At 69.8% G+C, this 16896-nt stretch carries 15 protein-coding genes; all 15 read right to left on the reverse strand.

Annotated elements, in window-relative coordinates:
• Positions 1-10: 10 nt before the first annotated feature.
• The gene (locus NBH00_RS18230) at positions 11-205 is read right to left on the reverse strand and encodes a hypothetical protein (RefSeq protein WP_254570013.1); all 195 of its coding nucleotides are present in this window, start codon (positions 203-205) and stop codon (positions 11-13) included.
• A complete protein-coding gene (locus NBH00_RS18235) occupies positions 202-1743 on the reverse strand; it encodes an acyl-CoA synthetase (protein WP_254570014.1) in 1542 nt (513 codons plus the stop codon). Before NBH00_RS18235 ends, NBH00_RS18230 begins: the two co-directional genes overlap by 4 nt.
• A gap of 77 nt (positions 1744-1820) precedes the next feature.
• A complete protein-coding gene (locus NBH00_RS18240) occupies positions 1821-3461 on the reverse strand; it encodes a class I adenylate-forming enzyme family protein (protein ID WP_254570015.1) in 1641 nt (546 codons plus the stop codon).
• A gap of 112 nt (positions 3462-3573) precedes the next feature.
• A complete protein-coding gene (locus tag NBH00_RS18245; RefSeq protein WP_254570016.1) occupies positions 3574-4005 on the reverse strand; it encodes a MaoC/PaaZ C-terminal domain-containing protein in 432 nt (143 codons plus the stop codon).
• On the reverse strand, positions 4002-4421 hold the full coding sequence (locus tag NBH00_RS18250) for an FAS1-like dehydratase domain-containing protein (RefSeq protein WP_437126622.1): 420 nt from the start codon (positions 4419-4421) through the stop codon (positions 4002-4004). Before NBH00_RS18250 ends, NBH00_RS18245 begins: the two co-directional genes overlap by 4 nt.
• Positions 4422-4493: 72 nt before the next feature.
• Entirely contained in the window at positions 4494-5264 is a 771-nt protein-coding gene (locus NBH00_RS18255; RefSeq protein ID WP_254570018.1) for an enoyl-CoA hydratase/isomerase family protein, read from the reverse strand.
• 1 nt (position 5265) lies between these two features.
• Complete coding sequence (locus tag NBH00_RS18260) at positions 5266-7254, reverse strand: acetyl/propionyl/methylcrotonyl-CoA carboxylase subunit alpha (RefSeq protein ID WP_254570019.1); 1989 nt, start codon at positions 7252-7254, stop codon at positions 5266-5268.
• Between the two features lie 29 nt (positions 7255-7283).
• On the reverse strand, positions 7284-8819 hold the full coding sequence (locus tag NBH00_RS18265) for an acyl-CoA carboxylase subunit beta (protein ID WP_254570020.1): 1536 nt from the start codon (positions 8817-8819) through the stop codon (positions 7284-7286).
• Positions 8820-8893: 74 nt separating this feature from the next.
• Positions 8894-9199: an AtuA-related protein gene (locus tag NBH00_RS18270; RefSeq protein ID WP_254570021.1), complete on the reverse strand. Its 306-nt coding sequence runs from the start codon at positions 9197-9199 to the stop codon at positions 8894-8896.
• Positions 9186-10595, reverse strand: a complete 1410-nt coding sequence (locus tag NBH00_RS18275) for an acyclic terpene utilization AtuA family protein (protein WP_254570022.1) — start codon at positions 10593-10595, stop codon at positions 9186-9188. The genes NBH00_RS18270 and NBH00_RS18275 overlap by 14 nt, the downstream gene beginning before the upstream one ends.
• Position 10596: 1 nt before the next feature.
• A complete protein-coding gene (locus NBH00_RS18280) occupies positions 10597-11784 on the reverse strand; it encodes an acetyl-CoA acetyltransferase (protein ID WP_367401263.1) in 1188 nt (395 codons plus the stop codon).
• Positions 11774-13201, reverse strand: a complete 1428-nt coding sequence (locus NBH00_RS18285) for a zinc ribbon domain-containing protein (RefSeq protein WP_254570024.1) — start codon at positions 13199-13201, stop codon at positions 11774-11776. Before NBH00_RS18285 ends, NBH00_RS18280 begins: the two co-directional genes overlap by 11 nt.
• Positions 13198-13962, reverse strand: a complete 765-nt coding sequence (locus NBH00_RS18290) for a hotdog family protein (RefSeq protein ID WP_254570025.1) — start codon at positions 13960-13962, stop codon at positions 13198-13200. The genes NBH00_RS18285 and NBH00_RS18290 overlap by 4 nt, the downstream gene beginning before the upstream one ends.
• Before the next feature lie 70 nt (positions 13963-14032).
• Complete coding sequence (locus tag NBH00_RS18295; protein WP_254570026.1) at positions 14033-14950, reverse strand: SDR family NAD(P)-dependent oxidoreductase; 918 nt, start codon at positions 14948-14950, stop codon at positions 14033-14035.
• A 335-nt stretch (positions 14951-15285) separates the two neighbouring features.
• Positions 15286-16839, reverse strand: a complete 1554-nt coding sequence (locus tag NBH00_RS18300) for a flavin-containing monooxygenase (protein ID WP_254570027.1) — start codon at positions 16837-16839, stop codon at positions 15286-15288.
• Between the last annotated feature and the right edge of the window lie 57 nt (positions 16840-16896).

Consider the following 16896-nt stretch of genomic DNA (forward strand, 5'->3'; position numbering starts at 1 on the left):
GGCCGCGTCATCAGCCCCGCGAAAAGAGGCCGAACTTGCCGATCCTCTCCCAGCCGGCTCCGCTGAGGGTGCCCAGCAGGGTCGTCAGCTGGCTGCCGCAGCCGATGGCGAGCATGGCGGCGGTCGCGAAGAGGATGCGGCGGTGCGCACTCCAGCCGCCGGGACTTCCGACCGGCCCCGGTCGTCCGAGGGCCGCCGGCGTCATCGGGCCACGGTCTCGGCGAGGAAGCGTTCGCGGAGCGCGCCCTTGGCGAGCTTGCCGGTCTCCATTCGCGGGAGGCTGTCGATGAACGTCACCCGGCGGGGCACTTTGTAGCCGGCGAGGTGCTCACGCGCGTAGACCCGGAGCTCCTCGGCCAGCGCGTCGGACCCCGCGGTGCCGAGTGGCTCGACGATCGCGACGACCTCCTCACCCATCTCCGCGTGGGGGACGCCGAAGACCGCCACGTCGCCGACCGCCGGATGGCCGACGAGCACGTGCTCGATCTCCTGCGGGTAGATGTTCACGCCACCGGAGATGATCATGAACGCCTTGCGATCGGTGAGGTAGAGGTAGCCCTCCCGATCGACGTAGCCGATATCGCCGACCGTCGTCCAGTTGGCGTGGGCGGGGTGCCGCGAGGCTGCCGTCTTCTCGGCGTCGCCGTGGTACTCGAATGGCGCCTCGGGCAGCTCGGAGTAGATCAGGCCGGGCGTACCGGTCGGGACCTCGCTGCCGTCGTCGTCGCAGATATGCAGGACGCCGAGCACGGGCCGCCCGACCGTTCCGGGATGCTCGAGCCAGTCCTCGCTCGTCACGTGCGTCATCGAGTGAAGCTCCGTCGCACCGTAGTACTCGTGCAGGATCGGCCCCCACCACTCCACCATGTCGACCTTCACCTGCGGCGGGCAGGGCGCCGCGGCGTGGATCGCGACACGATGTGTCGAGAGGTCATAGGCGCTGCGCCGGTCGTCGGGGACGCGCAGCAACCGGATCAGCATCGTGGGCACCCACTGGCTGTGCGTCACCCCGTACTGCTCGATGGCGCGCAGGCACGCTTCCGGTTCGTATTTCGGCATGAGGACGACCGTGCCGCCGAGCGCCATCGTCCCGGTCGAGAACGCCAACGGCGCCGAGTGGTAGAGGGGCGCCGGCGAGAGGTACACGGTGTCAGCGCCAACGCCGAAGATCCCGGCGAGCAACGGCTCCAGGACCGTCGGCTCGGCGAAGTCCTGATCACGGAGCGGGCGGCGGATGCCCTTCGGCCGTCCGGTCGTGCCTGAGCTGTAGTTCATGAAGTCGCCGAGGGGCTGCAGCGCCGGCGGGGTGGTCGACTGTGCGGCGATCGCCTCCTCGTAGTCCGTGAAGCCTGGGGCGCCGTGGTCGAGGCAGAGGCGGACCGCACAGGACGGGGCGTTCGTCAGCGCGGCCTCGGCGAGCGGCGCCAGCGTCCCGGACGTGATGATCGCCGAGGCCCAGCTGTCGCTCAGGATGTAGGCGACCTCCTCGGCCGCGAGGTGCGTGTTGACCGGGGTGACGAGCAGCCCCGACCGCATGGCTGCCCAGAAGACCTCGTAGAACTCCAGGCGGTTCTCGATGAGCAGCGCGAGGCCGTCGCCCGGCGCCAACCCCTGATCCTGGAGGTACCGCGCAAGCTGGATCGAACGGTCGTTGATCTCCGCGAACGTCATCGATCGACCGCTGTCGCCCATCACGGCGGCGATCTTGTCGGGAGTCAAGGCGGCGTGCTGGGCAAATGGCATGGCGGGCTTTCTGGGACACGGGAGGGGCTGACGGAGTCGGCGGCGAGCTGCACGCCCGCCGCCTGTCTGGGAGGCGCTCAGGCCGGGGTGACGGCGCGAAGGCGCGTTCGCAGGTCCTTCTTGAGGATCTTCCCGACGGGGTTGCGCGGGATCTCGGCGACGATCTCCAGCCGCTCCGGGAGCTTGTAGATCGCGATGCCCTCGCCCCGCATGAAGGTCACGATGCCTTCGAGCGACGGCGGCGCGGAGCTGTCCTGCGCGACGACGAACAGGCAGACGCGCTCGCCGAGGACCTCGTCCGGTGCGGCGACGGCGGCCGCGTCGGCGATGCCAGGGTGGCCTTGAGCCACGGTCTCGACCTCGGCCGCGCTGACGTTGAATCCGCCGCGGATGATGATGTCCTTCTTGCGGTCCACGAAACCGATGTGCCGGTCGTCGAGGATCTTGAACAAGTCACCGGTCCGGACGTGCCCCTCCGCGGTGAACGCCTCGAGGTTGAGCTCATCCGCCTTGAAGTAGCCGGGGAAGACGTTCGGGCCGCGGTACGCGAGTTCGCCGATATCGCCGACCTCCGCGCAGACGCTGCCGTCGTCGGCCAACAGCTTGACGTCGATGCCGTCGACCCCCGACGCCCACGCGGCGGCGGCCTTCCCCCACCAGGGGAAGTGGCTGGACCGCATCACCGAGTCGGGGACGTCGGCCGCGCCGGCAGCGAGAATCGTGCCCTCGTTCTGGCCGAAGACGTTGACCACCTCCACCCCCCAGCGGCGACGGAACTCCTCGATCGCCCACGGCGACGGTGGGGCGGACCCGGTGGCGATGGCTTCGACCGTCGAGAAATCCGGCTGCTGGGCCTCGGGCAGCTTGAGGAGCATCGTCAGGATCGCGGGCACGAGCATCGTGAACTCCGCGTCGGGGATCTGCCGCAGCAGCGCCGGAAGGTTCAGCGGCTGGTGCAGCATCAGCCGGCCACCGCTGAGCAGCCACATGACCATGATGCCCACCCCCGTCATGTTCACGATCGGGGCAGGGCCGAGAATGCGGTAGTTGTCGCGCAGGTTGGTGGCGCGGCGGAAGCTCTGGCCCTGGAAGATCCAGTTGTTGTGACTCAGCGGGCAGCCTTTCGGCTGCGCCTCGGTCCCGGAGGTCCAGCACAAGGTGAAGACGTCGTTAGCGTCGACCGTGGGGTACGCGATCGTCGGCGGCGCCGGTGTGGCGGCCAAGGCGGCGACGTCACGCAGCTCCAGCCGCTGCACCGTGCCGGGCAACGCGGCGTCGGCGTACGGCATCAGCGCAGCGCCCTTGAGCTCGTCCACACCGATGTACAGGACCGCCTCGGTCAGACTGACGATGTGACGAAGCTCTCGCTCGCGCCACTGGACGGGCATCGGGGCGATGACCGCACCGGTGCGGGCGATCGCGAAGTACAGCGCCGGAAGCTCCCAGACGTTCGGGAGCTGGACGACTACGACGTCGTCCTTCCCCACCCCGCGGGCGTGCAGCCCAGCGGCGATGCCGTCCACGGCGGTCCCGAACTCGCGCCACGTGAGGGTCCGCCCCGGGCTCCCGACGAGCTCCTCGCGATCCGGTGGATCCTCCAGGGCGATTGCGTCGCCCAGACGTGCCACCGTAGCGTCCAGGATGCCGAGCACGGTCTGGTCACCCCAATGGCCTTGGTCGGTGAACTCGGTGATGAGCGCTTCGCTGTGCAGTCGCATGGTGCCTTTCGACGGGCGGGTGAGGTCGAGGTGATTGTCGAGCGGGTGGGTCGGTGCGGCATCCCCATAAGGGGGTCTGCCCCTCTCACTGGTGAGAGGGACAGACCTGCTTTCAGCGCGCGCGGACCTCGCCCTTGAGGGCCACGTCGCCGTTCTGGCGCTCCACGAGCAGCGAGCAGATGATCAACCGGCCGTCCGCGTGCTCCTCGATGTCGTCCACACGTGCGTGCAGGCTCAGCACATCGCCCGGCCAGACCTGTCCGGTGAAGCGCAGCTTCAGTGCCGTGACGTGTTCCAGTCCGAGCCATGCCGCCAGCCAGCCGCCGGCGACACCGCCATGGAAGAGGCCCATCGAGAAGACGCCCGGCATGCCGGCCGACTTCGCGAACTCCTCGTCGTGGTGGATCGGGTTGAAGTCGCCGCCGGCGCCGGCATAGCGCACAAGCTGGGTACGCGTGATCGGGCCGAACTGCCCGTGGATCTCGTCGCCCACGGTCAGCGCCGTGAGGTCGGCCGGGGCCGGAGCCAGGTCCGGAGCGCTCATGCCGCCCGCTCGATGATCGTGTCGCTCTGCCGGATGGCGAGCGCACCGTCCGCGGTGGTGAAGTCGGTACGGATGATGATCATCGTCATCCGGCCGCCGCGGCCACCCTCGCGCTGGATCACGTCGGCCACCTCGCGATGTGCGGTCAGGACGTCTCCGGCCACGACCGGCTTGAAGAACTCCCACGCGGCCTCACCGTGGAGCACGCGACGCAGATCCAGGCCGAGTGCCGAGGCCTCGTCGACGGTGCGGTGGTGCGCGACGGAAACCGCGAACGTCGGCGGTGCGGGCACTGCGGCGAAGCCCCGCTCGGCGGCCGACTGCGGATCCTCGTGGATGGGGGACGTGGCGAGGGTGGCGCGGGCGAACTCGCGGATCTTCCCGGCTTCGACGGGGAAGGTGACGGTGTCCAACACGCGTCCCTTCAACTCTTCGTGTGGCATCTGACTCCTGGGTTCGGGGTTTGGCGAAAAGCTCTGGCGCCGCGCTCAGCTCGCCGTCCAGCGAGGGGCGCGCTTCTCCTTGAAGGCCCGGGGGCCCTCCTGGGCGTCCTGGCTGCGGTAGACCGGATCCCAGATGCGATCGCCGATCTCCAGACCCTCCGTCCACCCGACCTCCGCCGTCGCGTAGACCATGGCCTTGCCGGCCCGCACCGACAACGGCGCGTTCGCCGCGATCTGCTCGCCCAGCTCTTGGGCAGCGGCCTGCAGCGACTCGCCCGGGACGACGCGATTGACGAGGCCGAGTTCGTAGGCGCGGGTGGCGGTGATGGGTGCGGCGGTCATCAGCAGCTCGAGGGCCACGCGCGGCGGGATCATCCAGGCGAGCGGCGCGGCCCACGGCGCGCCGCGCCCCCACCGTGCCTCAGTGATGCCGAGCTTGGCGTGCTCGGCAGCGATGCACAGGTCGCACATCTGCGCGAGGAGGAAACCGCCGCCCAAGGCGACGCCGTTGACGGCGGCGATGACGGGTTTGTCGACGGTGATGTTGCGGTTGAGATGGGCGATGAAGTCCGCGGGCGGCGGTCCGAGCGCGGTGTCGGCCATCTCCTTCAGGTCTCCACCGGCACTGAAGGCCTTCTCGCCCGCGCCCGTGAGCACGAGCACCCTCGCCTCGTCGTCCTGGGCGAAGCGAATGAACCCCTCCCGCAGTCCGCCTCGCACCGAGGCGCTCAGCGCGTTGTGCGCCCCCGGGCGGTTCAGGGTGAGCCACGCAACAGGGCCACGGCGCTCGTAGAGCACCTCGTTGGTCTCGGTCATCTCAGCGGTCCTCGGTTTCAGGGTCGGCGATCACCGCGACGACGGCGCCGGCGTCGACCTGCGCTCCTTCGTCGACGAGCAGTTGCGTGACGGCACCGGCAGCCGGCGCCACGATCTCGTGCTGCATCTTCATCGCCTCGATGACGAGCACGACGTCCCCGGCGACCACGACCTCGCCGACAGCGCACGCCAGGCGGATGACCTTCCCGGGAACAGGCGAGGTCAGTGACCCGGGGGCCTGTTCATCCTCCGCGCCGGGGAAGCGCGGCTGCGCGCGGAACAGCAGCTGTCCGGTCGGGAGGTTGACGTAGACGTCCTCACCGTAGATCGCAACGCGGAGCGTCATGCGACGACCGTCGACCTGCAGATCGACCCGGTCCTCACGCGCATCGTAGACCCGACAGCCGTCCAGACCGACGCCATCGACGGTGATCTCATCGGGGTCCAGTCGGTAGCCGACCGCGAAGTCCTGGTCGCCATGGCGCACGGTACGCCGTTGGAGGGTGGAACGGTTGTTGCGCCACCCCGACGGAAGCGAGCGTCCGTTCACCACGCCCGCGCGCTGGCACGCCTGCAACGCGAGCGCGGCGGCAGCAGCGGCGAGGCGCAGTTGTCCAGGGTCATCCACGAGCGCGCCCGTCAGCGACGCCGCGGCCGGCGCGTCCAGGAACTGCGTGTCGAACCGGCCCGCGACGAAGTCCGGGTGCTCGAGCAGATGGACGAGGAAATCGCGGTTCGTCGTCAGTCCGTGGATCTCCGCATCGCGCAGCGCGGCTGCGAGCGTCCGGATCGCCTGGGCGCGAGTGGCCGCGTGCGCGATCACCTTGGCGATCATCGGGTCGTAGTCCGCCGTCACGGCGTCGCCCGCGACCGGCCCGGGGTCGACCCGGATCCCGGGCAGCGCCGGGATGCGGAATCGCTCCAGCGTGCCCGTCGCGGGAAGGAACCCGGTCGCGGCGTCCTCCGCGTAGAGACGCACCTCGACCGCGTGTCCGGTGATCTGCGGCTCGCCGATGACCTCGCTGAGGTGGCTCCGCTCCGCGATCGCGATCTGGGCCGCGACGAGGTCCAGCCCGGTGATCGCCTCCGTGACGGGATGCTCGACCTGGAGCCGGGTGTTGATCTCCAGGAAGAAGATCTCGTCCGTCGCCTCCGCGTAGAGGAACTCCACCGTGCCGACTCCCCGATAGTGCAGCGCGTTGCCGGCGTCGACCGCCACCTGCGTGAACCGGTCTCGCAACCCGGGACTCATCACCATGCAGGGTGCTTCCTCGAGGACCTTCTGGTGGCGTCGCTGGATCGAGCATTCCCGTTCGAAGAGGTGACGCACATCGCCGTGGCAATCACCGATGATCTGCACCTCGATGTGCCGCGCCCGTTCGACGTACCGCTCCACGAACACGGTGTCGTCACCGAACGTGCTCAGCGCCTCGCTACGGGCACCGGCCAGCGCTGCCGCGAAGTCCTCGGCATGCCGGACGACCCGCATACCCTTCCCGCCGCCGCCCGCCGACGCCTTGATCATGAGCGGCAGGCCGAGCCGGTCCGGGATCGAGGCAGTCTCCTCCTCGGAGGCCCCGTCGAGCGTCATCGCCGGGGCCACCGGGACGCCGGCAGCGATCATCATCTCGCGTGCGCGTACCTTGGATCCCATCGCCTCGATGGTGGCCGGCGTCGGTCCCAGGAAGATGAGCCCGGCCTCCTCGCAGGCGCGGGCGAAGTCAGCGTTCTCGGCGAGGAACCCGTATCCGGGATGGACCGCATCCGCACCGGTGCACTGCGCCGCGCCGACGATCGCGTCGATCCGCAGATAGGATTCCGCCGCGCTCCGCCCCCCGAGGGCGAAGGCTTCGTCCGCCTCGTGGACGAACGGAGCGTCAGCGTCGACCTCGGAGAACACTGCCACGGTCCGGATACCCATCTCACGGCAGCTGCGCTGAATCCGCCGGGCGATCTCGCCGCGGTTGGCGATGAGGATCTTGCGGACCACCGTCTCGGTCCGATCTTCAGGGTCATGGCTCACGGGCGGAACACCCCGAAGCCCGCCGCGCCCTCGACGGGTGCCGAATGGCAGACCGACAGGGCCAGGCCGAGGACGGTTCGCGTGTCCCGCGGGTCGATGACCGCGTCGTCGTAGAGGCGACCGCTCATGATCGGCGCGAGGGACTCGGACTCGATCTGCTCCTCCACCGCGGCTGCCTGACGGCGGTCCTCCTCCGCGTCGAACGGGATGCCGCGCGCCTCCGCGCCGGCTCGCGCGACGATGCTGAGAACACCGGCGAGCTGGGCCGGACCCATCACGGCGCTCTTCGCGTTGGGCCAGCTGAACATGAAGCGCGGGTTGAACGCCCGCCCGCTCATGGCGTACACGCCGGCACCGTACGCGGCACCGAGCACGACCGTGATGTGCGGCACCGTGCTGTTGGAGACGGTGTGGATCATCTTGGCGCCGTCCTTGATGATGCCGCCCTGCTCGTACTCCTTGCCGACCATGAAACCGGTGGTGTTCTGGAGGAAGATCAGGGGGACGTCTATCTGGTTGGCCAGCTGGATGAACTGCGTCGCCTTGCGCGCCTCCTCCGAGAAGAGGATGCCGCGGTGGTTGGCGAGCACGCCGACGCGAAAGCCGTGGATGCTCGCCCACCCGGTCACCAGGTTCGCGCCGTAGCGCGGCTTGAACTCGTCGAAGCGCGACCCGTCGACCATCCGGGCCAGAACCTCGCGCGGGTCGAACGGCACCGTCAGGTCGGCGGGGGCGATCCCGAGCAGCTCCTGCGGGTCGTGGAGCGGCGGATCCGGAGACTCGACCGGCCCCGGCCCCTGCTTCTGGCGGTTGAGGTTGCGCACGATCTGGCGGCCCAGGCGCAGGCAGTCGACCTCGTCGCTCGCCATGTAGTCGGCGAGACCGGAGACTCGTGAGTGCATGTCGGCGCCGCCGAGGGACTCATCGTCGGAGATCTCGCCTGTCGCCATCTTCACCAGCGGCGGACCGCCGAGGAAGACCTTCGCCTGCCCTTTGACGAAGACGGTGTAGTCGCACATGCCGGGGAAGTAGGCGCCGCCAGCAGTCGCGTTGCCAAACACCAGCGCGATGGTGGGAATCGAGGCGCGCGACAACTTGGCCAGGTCGCGGTACATGGCGCCACCAGGGATCGCGACATCGAGCTGCGACGGCAGGTCCCCTCCACCGGATTCCACGAGATTGATCAGCGGCAGATGGTTCTCACGCGCGATGACCATCGTCCGCATGAGCTTCTTGAACGAGACGGGGTTCAGCGAGCCACCGCGAATCGTGGCATCGTGGGCGATGACCGCGCACTCGACGTCCTCCACATACCCGATGCCCGTCACCACGTTGCCGCCGACCGGGAACTCGGTTCCCCATCCGGCCAGCGGCGAGAGCTCAAGGAACGGGCTGTCCGGATCGAGGAGGAGCTCGAGCCGGTCACGCACGACGAGCTTGCCCCGCTCCACATGCCGCGCGACGTACCGCTCGCCCCCACCGGCGCGCACACCGGCGTGCGCCGCATCGAGCTCGGCGAGCCGCTCGAGCATCGCCGAACGGTTGCGGTGGAAGAGGTCCTCGCGACCGGTGATCTGCGTCGGCAACGCCGTGGCGGTCATCAGCATCAGGTGTCGACCGCCATGCGGGACAGCACGGCGCCCATCGACTTCCCGGTCTCGTCGAAGCGCAAGGTCCGCGTCGCGCCACCGCCGAGGGCGCCGTGCATGACGACCTCGAAAGCGTGCAGGTTCGGAAGGGCGTGGACGACCACCGGGCCGCTCACCAGCCCATCGAGGTGCTGGAGGATCCGCTCGGGAACGAGCGCGTCCTCGAGCAGCGCGTAGGCGTCGGCGTTGCGGGCCATCACCGCCACGTTGGACACGTCGCCCTTGTCGCCGGAGCGCAGGTACGCGAGATCATGCACGTGCATGGGACACCACCTCATCGGCGCGGAGGACGGCGACGCGGACGTCGACCTGGTCACGGGGCACCAGGGTCGGCCAGAGCGCGATCACCTTGCGCACCGGCGGCGGCAGGTTCACGGCCGTTCCCACCGGCCCGGCTGTGGCCAGGTGCACGATAGTCCGCCGGGCGAGCTCGGCCTCGGCGCGGGTATCGGTGCGGACCGCCACGCGCAGTTCGATCTCGTTGATGTCACGGTCACCGGTGGCCCCGGGGGCCGACGGGCCGGCCAGCGTATTGCGGCCGACGTGATCGAGCTGGATCTCCCGCACGTTCACGTTCAGGTACTCGAGCCGCCGGCGGACGAAGCGCTCGCACCACTCGGCCTTCTCGAACGCGTCAGGCCAGGGAAGCAGCACGCGGCCCTCGCCGATGAAGCCGTCCTCGTAGCCGATCTGGACCTTGAGCAGCTCCGGTGGCGGGCCCGCCGACATGCCCGCCACGAGCATCCGGTTTTTCTCGAGCTCGGTGACGGTGACGCCGGAGAGGTCGACGACGCCGTCCGGAAGCCGGTAGTCGCGCGGGTCGTGGACTTCGTAGAGCATCTGCTCCTTGATGGTCCACTCGTTGACGATGCCGCCGCTGCCCGGGAGCTTGGTGATCACGGCGCTGCCGTCGTCGGCCACCTCCGCCAGGGGATAGCCGATCCGCCACGGCTCCTCGGACTCCCGCCACTGCGATGTCATGCCGCCGCTCGAGGCGCCGCCGCACTCGAGCAGGTGGCCGACCGTCAGCGCCGCGCCGCGCTGGGCGTCGGTGCAGCTCTGCGGGGTCCAGCCGTAGTGGTGCATCAACGGCCCGGAATACAGCGCCGAGTCCGCGAGCCGCCCACCGACGACGACGTCGGCGCCGCCGCCGAGGGCCTCGATGACCCCATCGCATCCGAGGTAGGCGTGTGCCGCGACGATCTGGTCGGCGATCGAGTCGACGTCTTCCTCCCCCGTGTCCATGTTCGTGAAGCGCCAGCCAGACCGCCGGATGGCGTCAAGGCGCTCGGTCAGGTCGTCGCCCTCGATGACGCCGAGCCGCAGCTCGGCGTCGCCCTGCTCGCAGGCAACCCCGGCGATCGCCCGGGCGGCGGCCTGCGGGTTGGCGCCCCCGGCGTTGGTCACGATCGTGACGCCGTTGCGGCGGGCCGGCGGCAGGCACTGGGCGAAGATCCCGGCAGTGTCGGGGATATGGCCCTTCTCCGGGTTCCGCAGGCGTGCCCGCTGAAGCGCAGCCACGCTGAGCTCCGCGAGCAGGTCGAAGCCCATCGCGTCCAGCTCGCCGTGCTCGAGCAGCTCGAGCGCGGGATCGACCATGTCTCCCCAGTAGCCGGTGCCGGCGCCGAGCCGGCATGGATTGGTCGCCGTGCTGCTCATGTCAGTTCGGTTCCCGTCCGACGATGGAGATGAACGACACGCAGGCTCCCGGCTGCCCGCCGAGGTTCTGCGTGAGGCCGAGCCGCGGGTTCTCGAGCTGGCGCTCACCGGCCTCCCCCCGGAGCTGCAGCCACATCTCGAACAGCATCCGCAGGCCGCTGGCCCCGATCGGATGCCCGAACGACTTCAGACCTCCGTCGGGGTTGACGGGCAGACGCCCGTCCAGGTCGAAGTGCCCGTCGAGGACGTCTTGCCAGCCGGCCCCCCGTTCGGAGAAGCCGAGATCCTCCATCAGCACGAGCTCAGTCGGCGTGAAGCAGTCATGGACCTCGGCCATCGAGATCTGCGTGCGCGGATCCGTCACGCCCGCCTGGGCGTACGCATCTTTGGCGCACGCCACCACCTCCGTGAACGACGTGAAATCGTAACGCGGGTCCTGGGAGCCCTGCCCCGGTCCGGCGATCAGCGACAGCGCCTTGACGTAGATCGGGTTGTCGGAGTACCGGTGCGCGTCCTCCGCGCGGACGATCAGCGCCGCGGCCGCGCCGTCGGCGACGCCCGAGCAGTCGAAGATACCCAGCGGCCCCGCCACCAGCGGCGAACAGGCGATCGTCTCCTCCGAAACCACCTTGCGGAACTGCGCGCGCTCGTTCTTGGCCCCGTTCGCGTGGTTCTTGTAGGCGATCCGCGTCATCACGCGCTTCATGACGTCCTCGTCGACGCCGTACGCCTGGGAATACGCCGGAACCAGCAACGAGAACAGCGCCGGCGCCGTCAGGTCGCTCTCGGTGCCGTCCCCGGGGAGCGCCGGCAGCACGAGCCCGGAGAAACCCGAGTCCTTCAGCTTCTCGGCCCCGACGGCCATCACGCAGTCGTAGGCGCCGGACGCCACCGCGTAGCAGGCGTTGCGGAACGCCTCCGATCCGGTGGCGCAGAAGTTCTCCACCCGGGTGACCGGCTTGTGGTCGATCTTGAGCGGACGCGAGAGCGTCATGCCCGAGGAGCCAGAGCCCATCGTCCCGAGCCAGTAGGCGTCGACCGATTCGCGGGTGAAGTCGGGGACCGAACCCACGCACTCCTGCACGGCGTCGACCATCAGGTCGTCGACCGAACTGTCCCAGTGCTCGCCGAAGGGCGTGCAGCCCATGCCGACGATCGCCACGCGGTCGCAGATCCCGTTACTGGCCATGAGCCGCCTCCGTCGCTCCGGTAGCGGCCACGTCCAGCGGACGCGCCTTCCAGAAGTAGTTGTGAATGCCGCCGGCAGTGAAGAGCCGGCGGAAGGTGAGGTCCATGCGGTCGCCGAGCGCGACGGATCCGAACGCCGCATCTGCCACCTGGCAAGCGAAGCGTCCGCCGCCGTCGAAGTCCAGGACCACGTTGGTGACCGGCGGCGCCAGTGAGTAGGCCAGGCGGTCGACCGTCAGGTTCGCGACGGTCGCAGGCCGGTCGGCCATCCGCACGTCCTCCATCGCGTCGACGACCCCGCATCCGGTGCAGACCCGCTGCGGTGGAAGGTGGACGTGGTCGCAGGCAGTGCAGCGCGAGCCGACGAAGCCGAACTTCCAGCTCGCGTTGCGGGCGACCGGCGGCCCCGCGGGTGGGGTCGGCTCCGGCCGCCGGGGCGGCTCTCGGTCGAGCCGGCCTCGCCAGGTCAGATAGGCCGGGTACGGCACCGGCTCGCCCCCGGCCAGCGCAACCGCGAGCTTGCCGCGGTTCGGCGCCTGAAGGGCACCCGGCAGCACCCGGAGCACGAGCGCGTCGCAGCCGTCCGAGATCTGCACGGCCAGGATCGTGTCACCAGGCGCGGCGCGATCCAGCGCCGCGATCAGCTGCAGGCCGATGTCGGCGGTCCCGGCGTGCCCGCCGGCGAGCACCGGACCATCGACGATCGCCTCCTTCGCAAACCCCCGGCGTACCTGGGCGGCCGCCCGCGTGTGCGGGCTGGACACGACGACGTGCTCGGGAGCGCCCGTGATACCCGCCTCGCCGAGGACCGCCGCGGTGGCCTTGGTGGCCGCCGCAGTCAGAAAGCCGACGGCAAAGCGCTCCTCCCAGGTGTGGCTGCTGCTCTCCCCCGGGAGTCGCCACCGGTCGTGTACCTCACCCGAGATGCTCACGGTCGCCAGGATCTCGGCGATCGCCTGCTCGTCGGACGCGTGGCCAAACGCGAGAGCCACGGCCGCATCGGCGCCGTCGCGCTCGTCGGCGGAGCCCGGGCGCCCGCCGCGGACATCCGCGAAGACCGCCAGTCCGTGATCCAAGGCCGCGGCCCGCAGCGCCGCCGTGGCCGAACGCACGGCGCCGCCGGTGTCGGCGGCCAGGCACCGCTCCCCGAGCCCCAGCGCAGCGTGGACGATCGCGGCGTTGGACTTGTCGACGTAGGCTGGTGCCGTGGTGGCGAAGTACAGCGCGCCGAGATCACGGGACCCCCCGAGCGTCGCCCGCGCTGCCTCGACTGCCATCGAGGTGGAGTCCTCGTCGTAGGAGGCGACGAGACGTGCTCCGCGGCCGGGTGGGGTGCCCAGGGTCGCGGCGATGTCGCTTCGCTTCAGGCGGTAGCGCGGCACGTAGGCGCCATATCCGACAATCGCGGTGGTACTCATAGTTCCGTGTCCTCTTCGTGGGGTATCTCGACGCTGAGCGCAGCGTGAACGCAGACCCCGTCGGGGCCACTGACCTGCGCGTCGACGTCGACGACGTCGTGCTCGTCGGCTGCCCGCCGGTCGCGGACCCAGCCGGTGACCACGGCGTCTTGGCCGGCGCACAGCGAGCCGGAGATCCGGATGTCGCGGCTGCGGATGAACGCGCCGGGACCCGCCCAGTCGGTGATCAGGCGGTCCACAAGGCCCTGGAAGAAGAGCGTGGAGACGTAGATGGTCGGCTGGCCCTGCGCGCGAGCGTAGCCCGGATCATGGTGGCCCGGGAACCAGTCCCACGTGGCGGCGGCGTTCTGGCACACCCGCCGATGGTCGACGTGAAGGCGCACCGGCGGCAGGATTTCCGCGCCCGCGGGGCCGGTCGCCGCGGGGTCCGGCGCCGCGGGCTCACCGCCCGCTCCCCCGACGGCGTCGAACCGCAGCAGGACGTGTTCGGTGACGGTCGCCAGATGCTCATGTTGGTCGAAGTAGGACGTCCGCGTCCGGACGACGTGCCCGGGTCCGAGCCGTGTCTGCTTCAGCCCGCTGACGTCGACGATCTGTTCCTCGTGTGAGACCAGGTCCCCGACGGCCAACAACCGGTGGAACGCCGTCTGACAGGCCACGTTGATCAATGACCGCCCGCCGGACCGCCCGATCCACGCCCGCCCCGCGGCCTCGGAGCCGACTGCGATGTCCCTGCCGTCCAGCACTGCTGCCGAGCTCACGAATGAGCCCGGCCCACTGCACCGTCGGCGCCGGCCGGCAGCCTGCGGTTGTGACCATGCCGCGGCACGGTCAGCCTCCGACGGTGAGCCCGAGATCGGGGAAGGGCGCCGGCCCAGCCTCGGAGCCCAGGCTGTCGCCCAGGAACGCCTCGAGCTCTTCCGTCGACGGGGTCTGATCGAAGTGCACCTCAGCGGCCACGGAGTAGGGGGCGATGACCTGCGCCACGCCGCCACCGCACACGAAGACCTGACCGCTGTAGCGCGCGCCCTGTGGGCCGGCGAGGACCGCCACCAGGGGGGCGACGTTGGCGGGGCTCCAGACATCGGCGCCGTTCGGGCCGGTCGGCAGCTGCCCGAAGGTCCCTTCGGTCATGCGGGTCCGTGCCCGCGGCGCGATCGCGTTCGAGGTGACGCCGTAGCGCTGCATCTCACGAGCGACCGTCACCGCGAATGAGGCGATGCCCGCCTTGGCCGCCGCGTAGTTGGCCTGGCCGACGTTGCCGTACAACCCCGCCTCCGAACTCATGCATACGATGCGGCCGTCGACCGGGGCGCCGGTCTGCTTGGCCACCGCGCGCCAGTTGGCGCACGCGGCGCGGGTGACGAGGAAGTGACCGCGCAGATGGACCTGGAGGACCGCGTCCCAATCGGCCTCCTCCATCGAGAAGATCATCCGGTCGCGGAGGATCCCCGCGTTGTTCACCACGATGTCCAGATGGCCGAACTCGTCCAGCGCCCGCTGGACCATCGCCTGCGCGTCGGCCGCGTCCGAGACGCTGCCGCCGTCCGCGACGGCGACACCGCCGGCAGCGCGAATCTGCTCGCAGACCTCCCCCGCCGGCGTGGCATCCGCGCCTTCGCCGCGCCAGTCACCGCCGATGTCGTTGACGATGACGCTCGCTCCGCGAGCCGCCAGCAACTGCGCGATCTCGCTGCCGATGCCGCGCCCTGCGCCCGTGACCAGGGCCACCCGTCCGTCAAGCTCCATCTCCATCCTCCCTGCCGATCGCGCGTGGCGACCGGCGCCTTTGAACGCCGTTCCCGGACGCTAGCCGCCGTCCGAGGCCCCAGACAACCGAGCAAAGGGGGCATAAGTCTCCCCCCTTCCAGAGAGGTCCCGAGAGACCCGATGAGGACGCGCCCGACATCCTCGCGCCGTAGGCCGGCAGACGGATCAGCGGGGACGCGAGACGGTGTGATGAGGACCGGTCCCACGATGGTGGTCAGCGACGCCGACGTCGCGGCAAGCGCGGACCCAACCCGGCGGGGACACCATGGGCGACACAGGACCCGCATCTGTTCGTCGCGATCACCAGCCACGCCTCACACGGCGGCACCGATGGTTTCCGCGGGGGCGTCGCGGCGCGTGCCTGGGGGGTCGAACCGGTAGTCCCCGAGGTCGTAGCGGGCGCTGCGCCAGGCGGCTTCCAGCGTGCTGGCGGGCCGGAACGGGGCGTCGCCGTTGACGTCGAAGTAATAGCTGTTGGCGGTCCCGCAGCTTCCCTGGAAGAAGACCTGCCGATCACGCCGGCCGAGGACTTCGGCGAAGAAGCGGTCGTTGGCTTCGCGGGTCACCTCGACCCGGCTGGCGCCCTGCCGCCGCGCGTGCTTGAGGCAGCGGACGATGTGGCGCATCTGGTTCTCGATAAGCGTGAAGTACGACGCACCGTTGTACGCGTAGGGGCCCAGGATCGTGAAGTAGTTGGGAAAACCGGGGACGCTGACGCCCTGATAGGCCTGGAAGCGATTCTCGGCCCAGAACTCATCGAGGTCCGCGCCGTCTGCGCCCGTGACCGGGAAGGGGGGCATGTTGCCCGCTTCGAAGACCTTGAAGCCCGTGGCGAGGACGAGCACGTCGACCGGGTGCTCGACTCCGTCGCTCGTCTGCACCCCCTCGGGAGTGACCCGGGCGATGGGGGTGGTTTCAAGGGCGACGTTCTCACGGTTGTACGTCGCCAGGTACTCGTTGTGGAAGCTTGGCCGCTTGCATCCGAGGCTGTAGCTCGGTGTGAGCTTCGCTCGGACCTCAGGGTCCTGAACCTGCCGGCGCAGTTGTCGGCGCCCCAGCCGCTCGCCGTGCGAGGCGACCGGGACCAGGTCGGGGTAGTGCGCGGCGATCGGAAAGGTGAGCTCGACCAGGGTCTGGCTCACCGCGCGGAGCGCCCGGCGCGTGCCGGGAACCCATCGCATCGCTGCGCGCAGCGGACCGGCCAGCGGCAGATCCAGTTTGGGCAGGCACCAGATCGGCGTGCGCTGGAAGACGGTCAGCGCTGCAACCTCCGGGGCGATCGCCGGGATCAGCTGCACCGCTGAGGCACCGGTCCCGATCACGGCCACGCGCTTGCCGCGCAGGTCCACGGCGTGGTCCCATCGGGAGGTGTGCATCGTCGTGCCGGCGAAGTCCTCGAGCCCGTCGATCTCCGGTGGCTTGGGCTGCGTCAGCACACCGGTGGCACCGACGACGTGCCGGGCGGTGATCGTGTCCCCACCGGCGGTGCTGAGACTCCACACGTGGCGAACGTCGTCGAATGCCGCGCCGGTCACGCGAGTGTTCAGCCGGATCCGCGGGCGCAGCCCGTAGCGGTCGACCAGAGACTCCGCGTATGCCTTGAGCTCCCGGCCCGGGGCGTAGACGCGCGACCAGTCCGAGCGCTGCTCGTAGGAGAACTGATAGCTGAAGGACGGGATATCGACGGCGACGCCCGGGTAGGTATTCCAATGCCAGGCGCCGCCGACACCGCTGCCCTCTTCGATCACGACGAAATCATTCATGTGCGCCCGGGTGAGCGCGATGGCCGCGCCGATGCCGGAGAAGCCGCCGCCGATGATGACGACCTCGTGGTCAGGAGCCGGTGCGGATGAGGCTGTTTCGAGCATGCGAGGTCCTGTCGGTTCGAGATGCAGTGCGTGATCAGGTGTGTCGACGAATCAGAG

Origin of the sequence: Paraconexibacter antarcticus (assembly GCF_024220175.1) — a bacterium.
Classification (GTDB): Bacteria; Actinomycetota; Thermoleophilia; order Solirubrobacterales; family Solirubrobacteraceae; genus Paraconexibacter; species Paraconexibacter antarcticus.

What these genes read in the sequence shown, in the direction of transcription:
- NBH00_RS18230 (WP_254570013.1), bottom strand. Translation starts at nt 205, where the DNA reads ATGACGCCGGCGGCCCTCGGACGACCGGGGCCGGTCGGAAGTCCCGGC.
- NBH00_RS18235 (WP_254570014.1), bottom strand. Translation starts at nt 1,743, where the DNA reads ATGCCATTTGCCCAGCACGCCGCCTTGACTCCCGACAAGATCGCCGCC.
- NBH00_RS18240 (WP_254570015.1), bottom strand. Translation starts at nt 3,461, where the DNA reads ATGCGACTGCACAGCGAAGCGCTCATCACCGAGTTCACCGACCAAGGC.
- NBH00_RS18245 (WP_254570016.1), bottom strand. Translation starts at nt 4,005, where the DNA reads ATGAGCGCTCCGGACCTGGCTCCGGCCCCGGCCGACCTCACGGCGCTG.
- NBH00_RS18255 (WP_254570018.1), bottom strand. Translation starts at nt 5,264, where the DNA reads ATGACCGAGACCAACGAGGTGCTCTACGAGCGCCGTGGCCCTGTTGCG.
- NBH00_RS18265 (WP_254570020.1), bottom strand. Translation starts at nt 8,819, where the DNA reads ATGCTCGAGCGGCTCGCCGAGCTCGATGCGGCGCACGCCGGTGTGCGC.
- NBH00_RS18270 (WP_254570021.1), bottom strand. Translation starts at nt 9,199, where the DNA reads ATGCACGTGCATGATCTCGCGTACCTGCGCTCCGGCGACAAGGGCGAC.
- NBH00_RS18275 (WP_254570022.1), bottom strand. Translation starts at nt 10,595, where the DNA reads ATGAGCAGCACGGCGACCAATCCATGCCGGCTCGGCGCCGGCACCGGC.
- NBH00_RS18280 (WP_367401263.1), bottom strand. Translation starts at nt 11,784, where the DNA reads ATGGCCAGTAACGGGATCTGCGACCGCGTGGCGATCGTCGGCATGGGC.
- NBH00_RS18285 (WP_254570024.1), bottom strand. Translation starts at nt 13,201, where the DNA reads ATGAGTACCACCGCGATTGTCGGATATGGCGCCTACGTGCCGCGCTAC.
- NBH00_RS18295 (WP_254570026.1), bottom strand. Translation starts at nt 14,950, where the DNA reads ATGGAGCTTGACGGACGGGTGGCCCTGGTCACGGGCGCAGGGCGCGGC.
- NBH00_RS18300 (WP_254570027.1), bottom strand. Translation starts at nt 16,839, where the DNA reads ATGCTCGAAACAGCCTCATCCGCACCGGCTCCTGACCACGAGGTCGTC.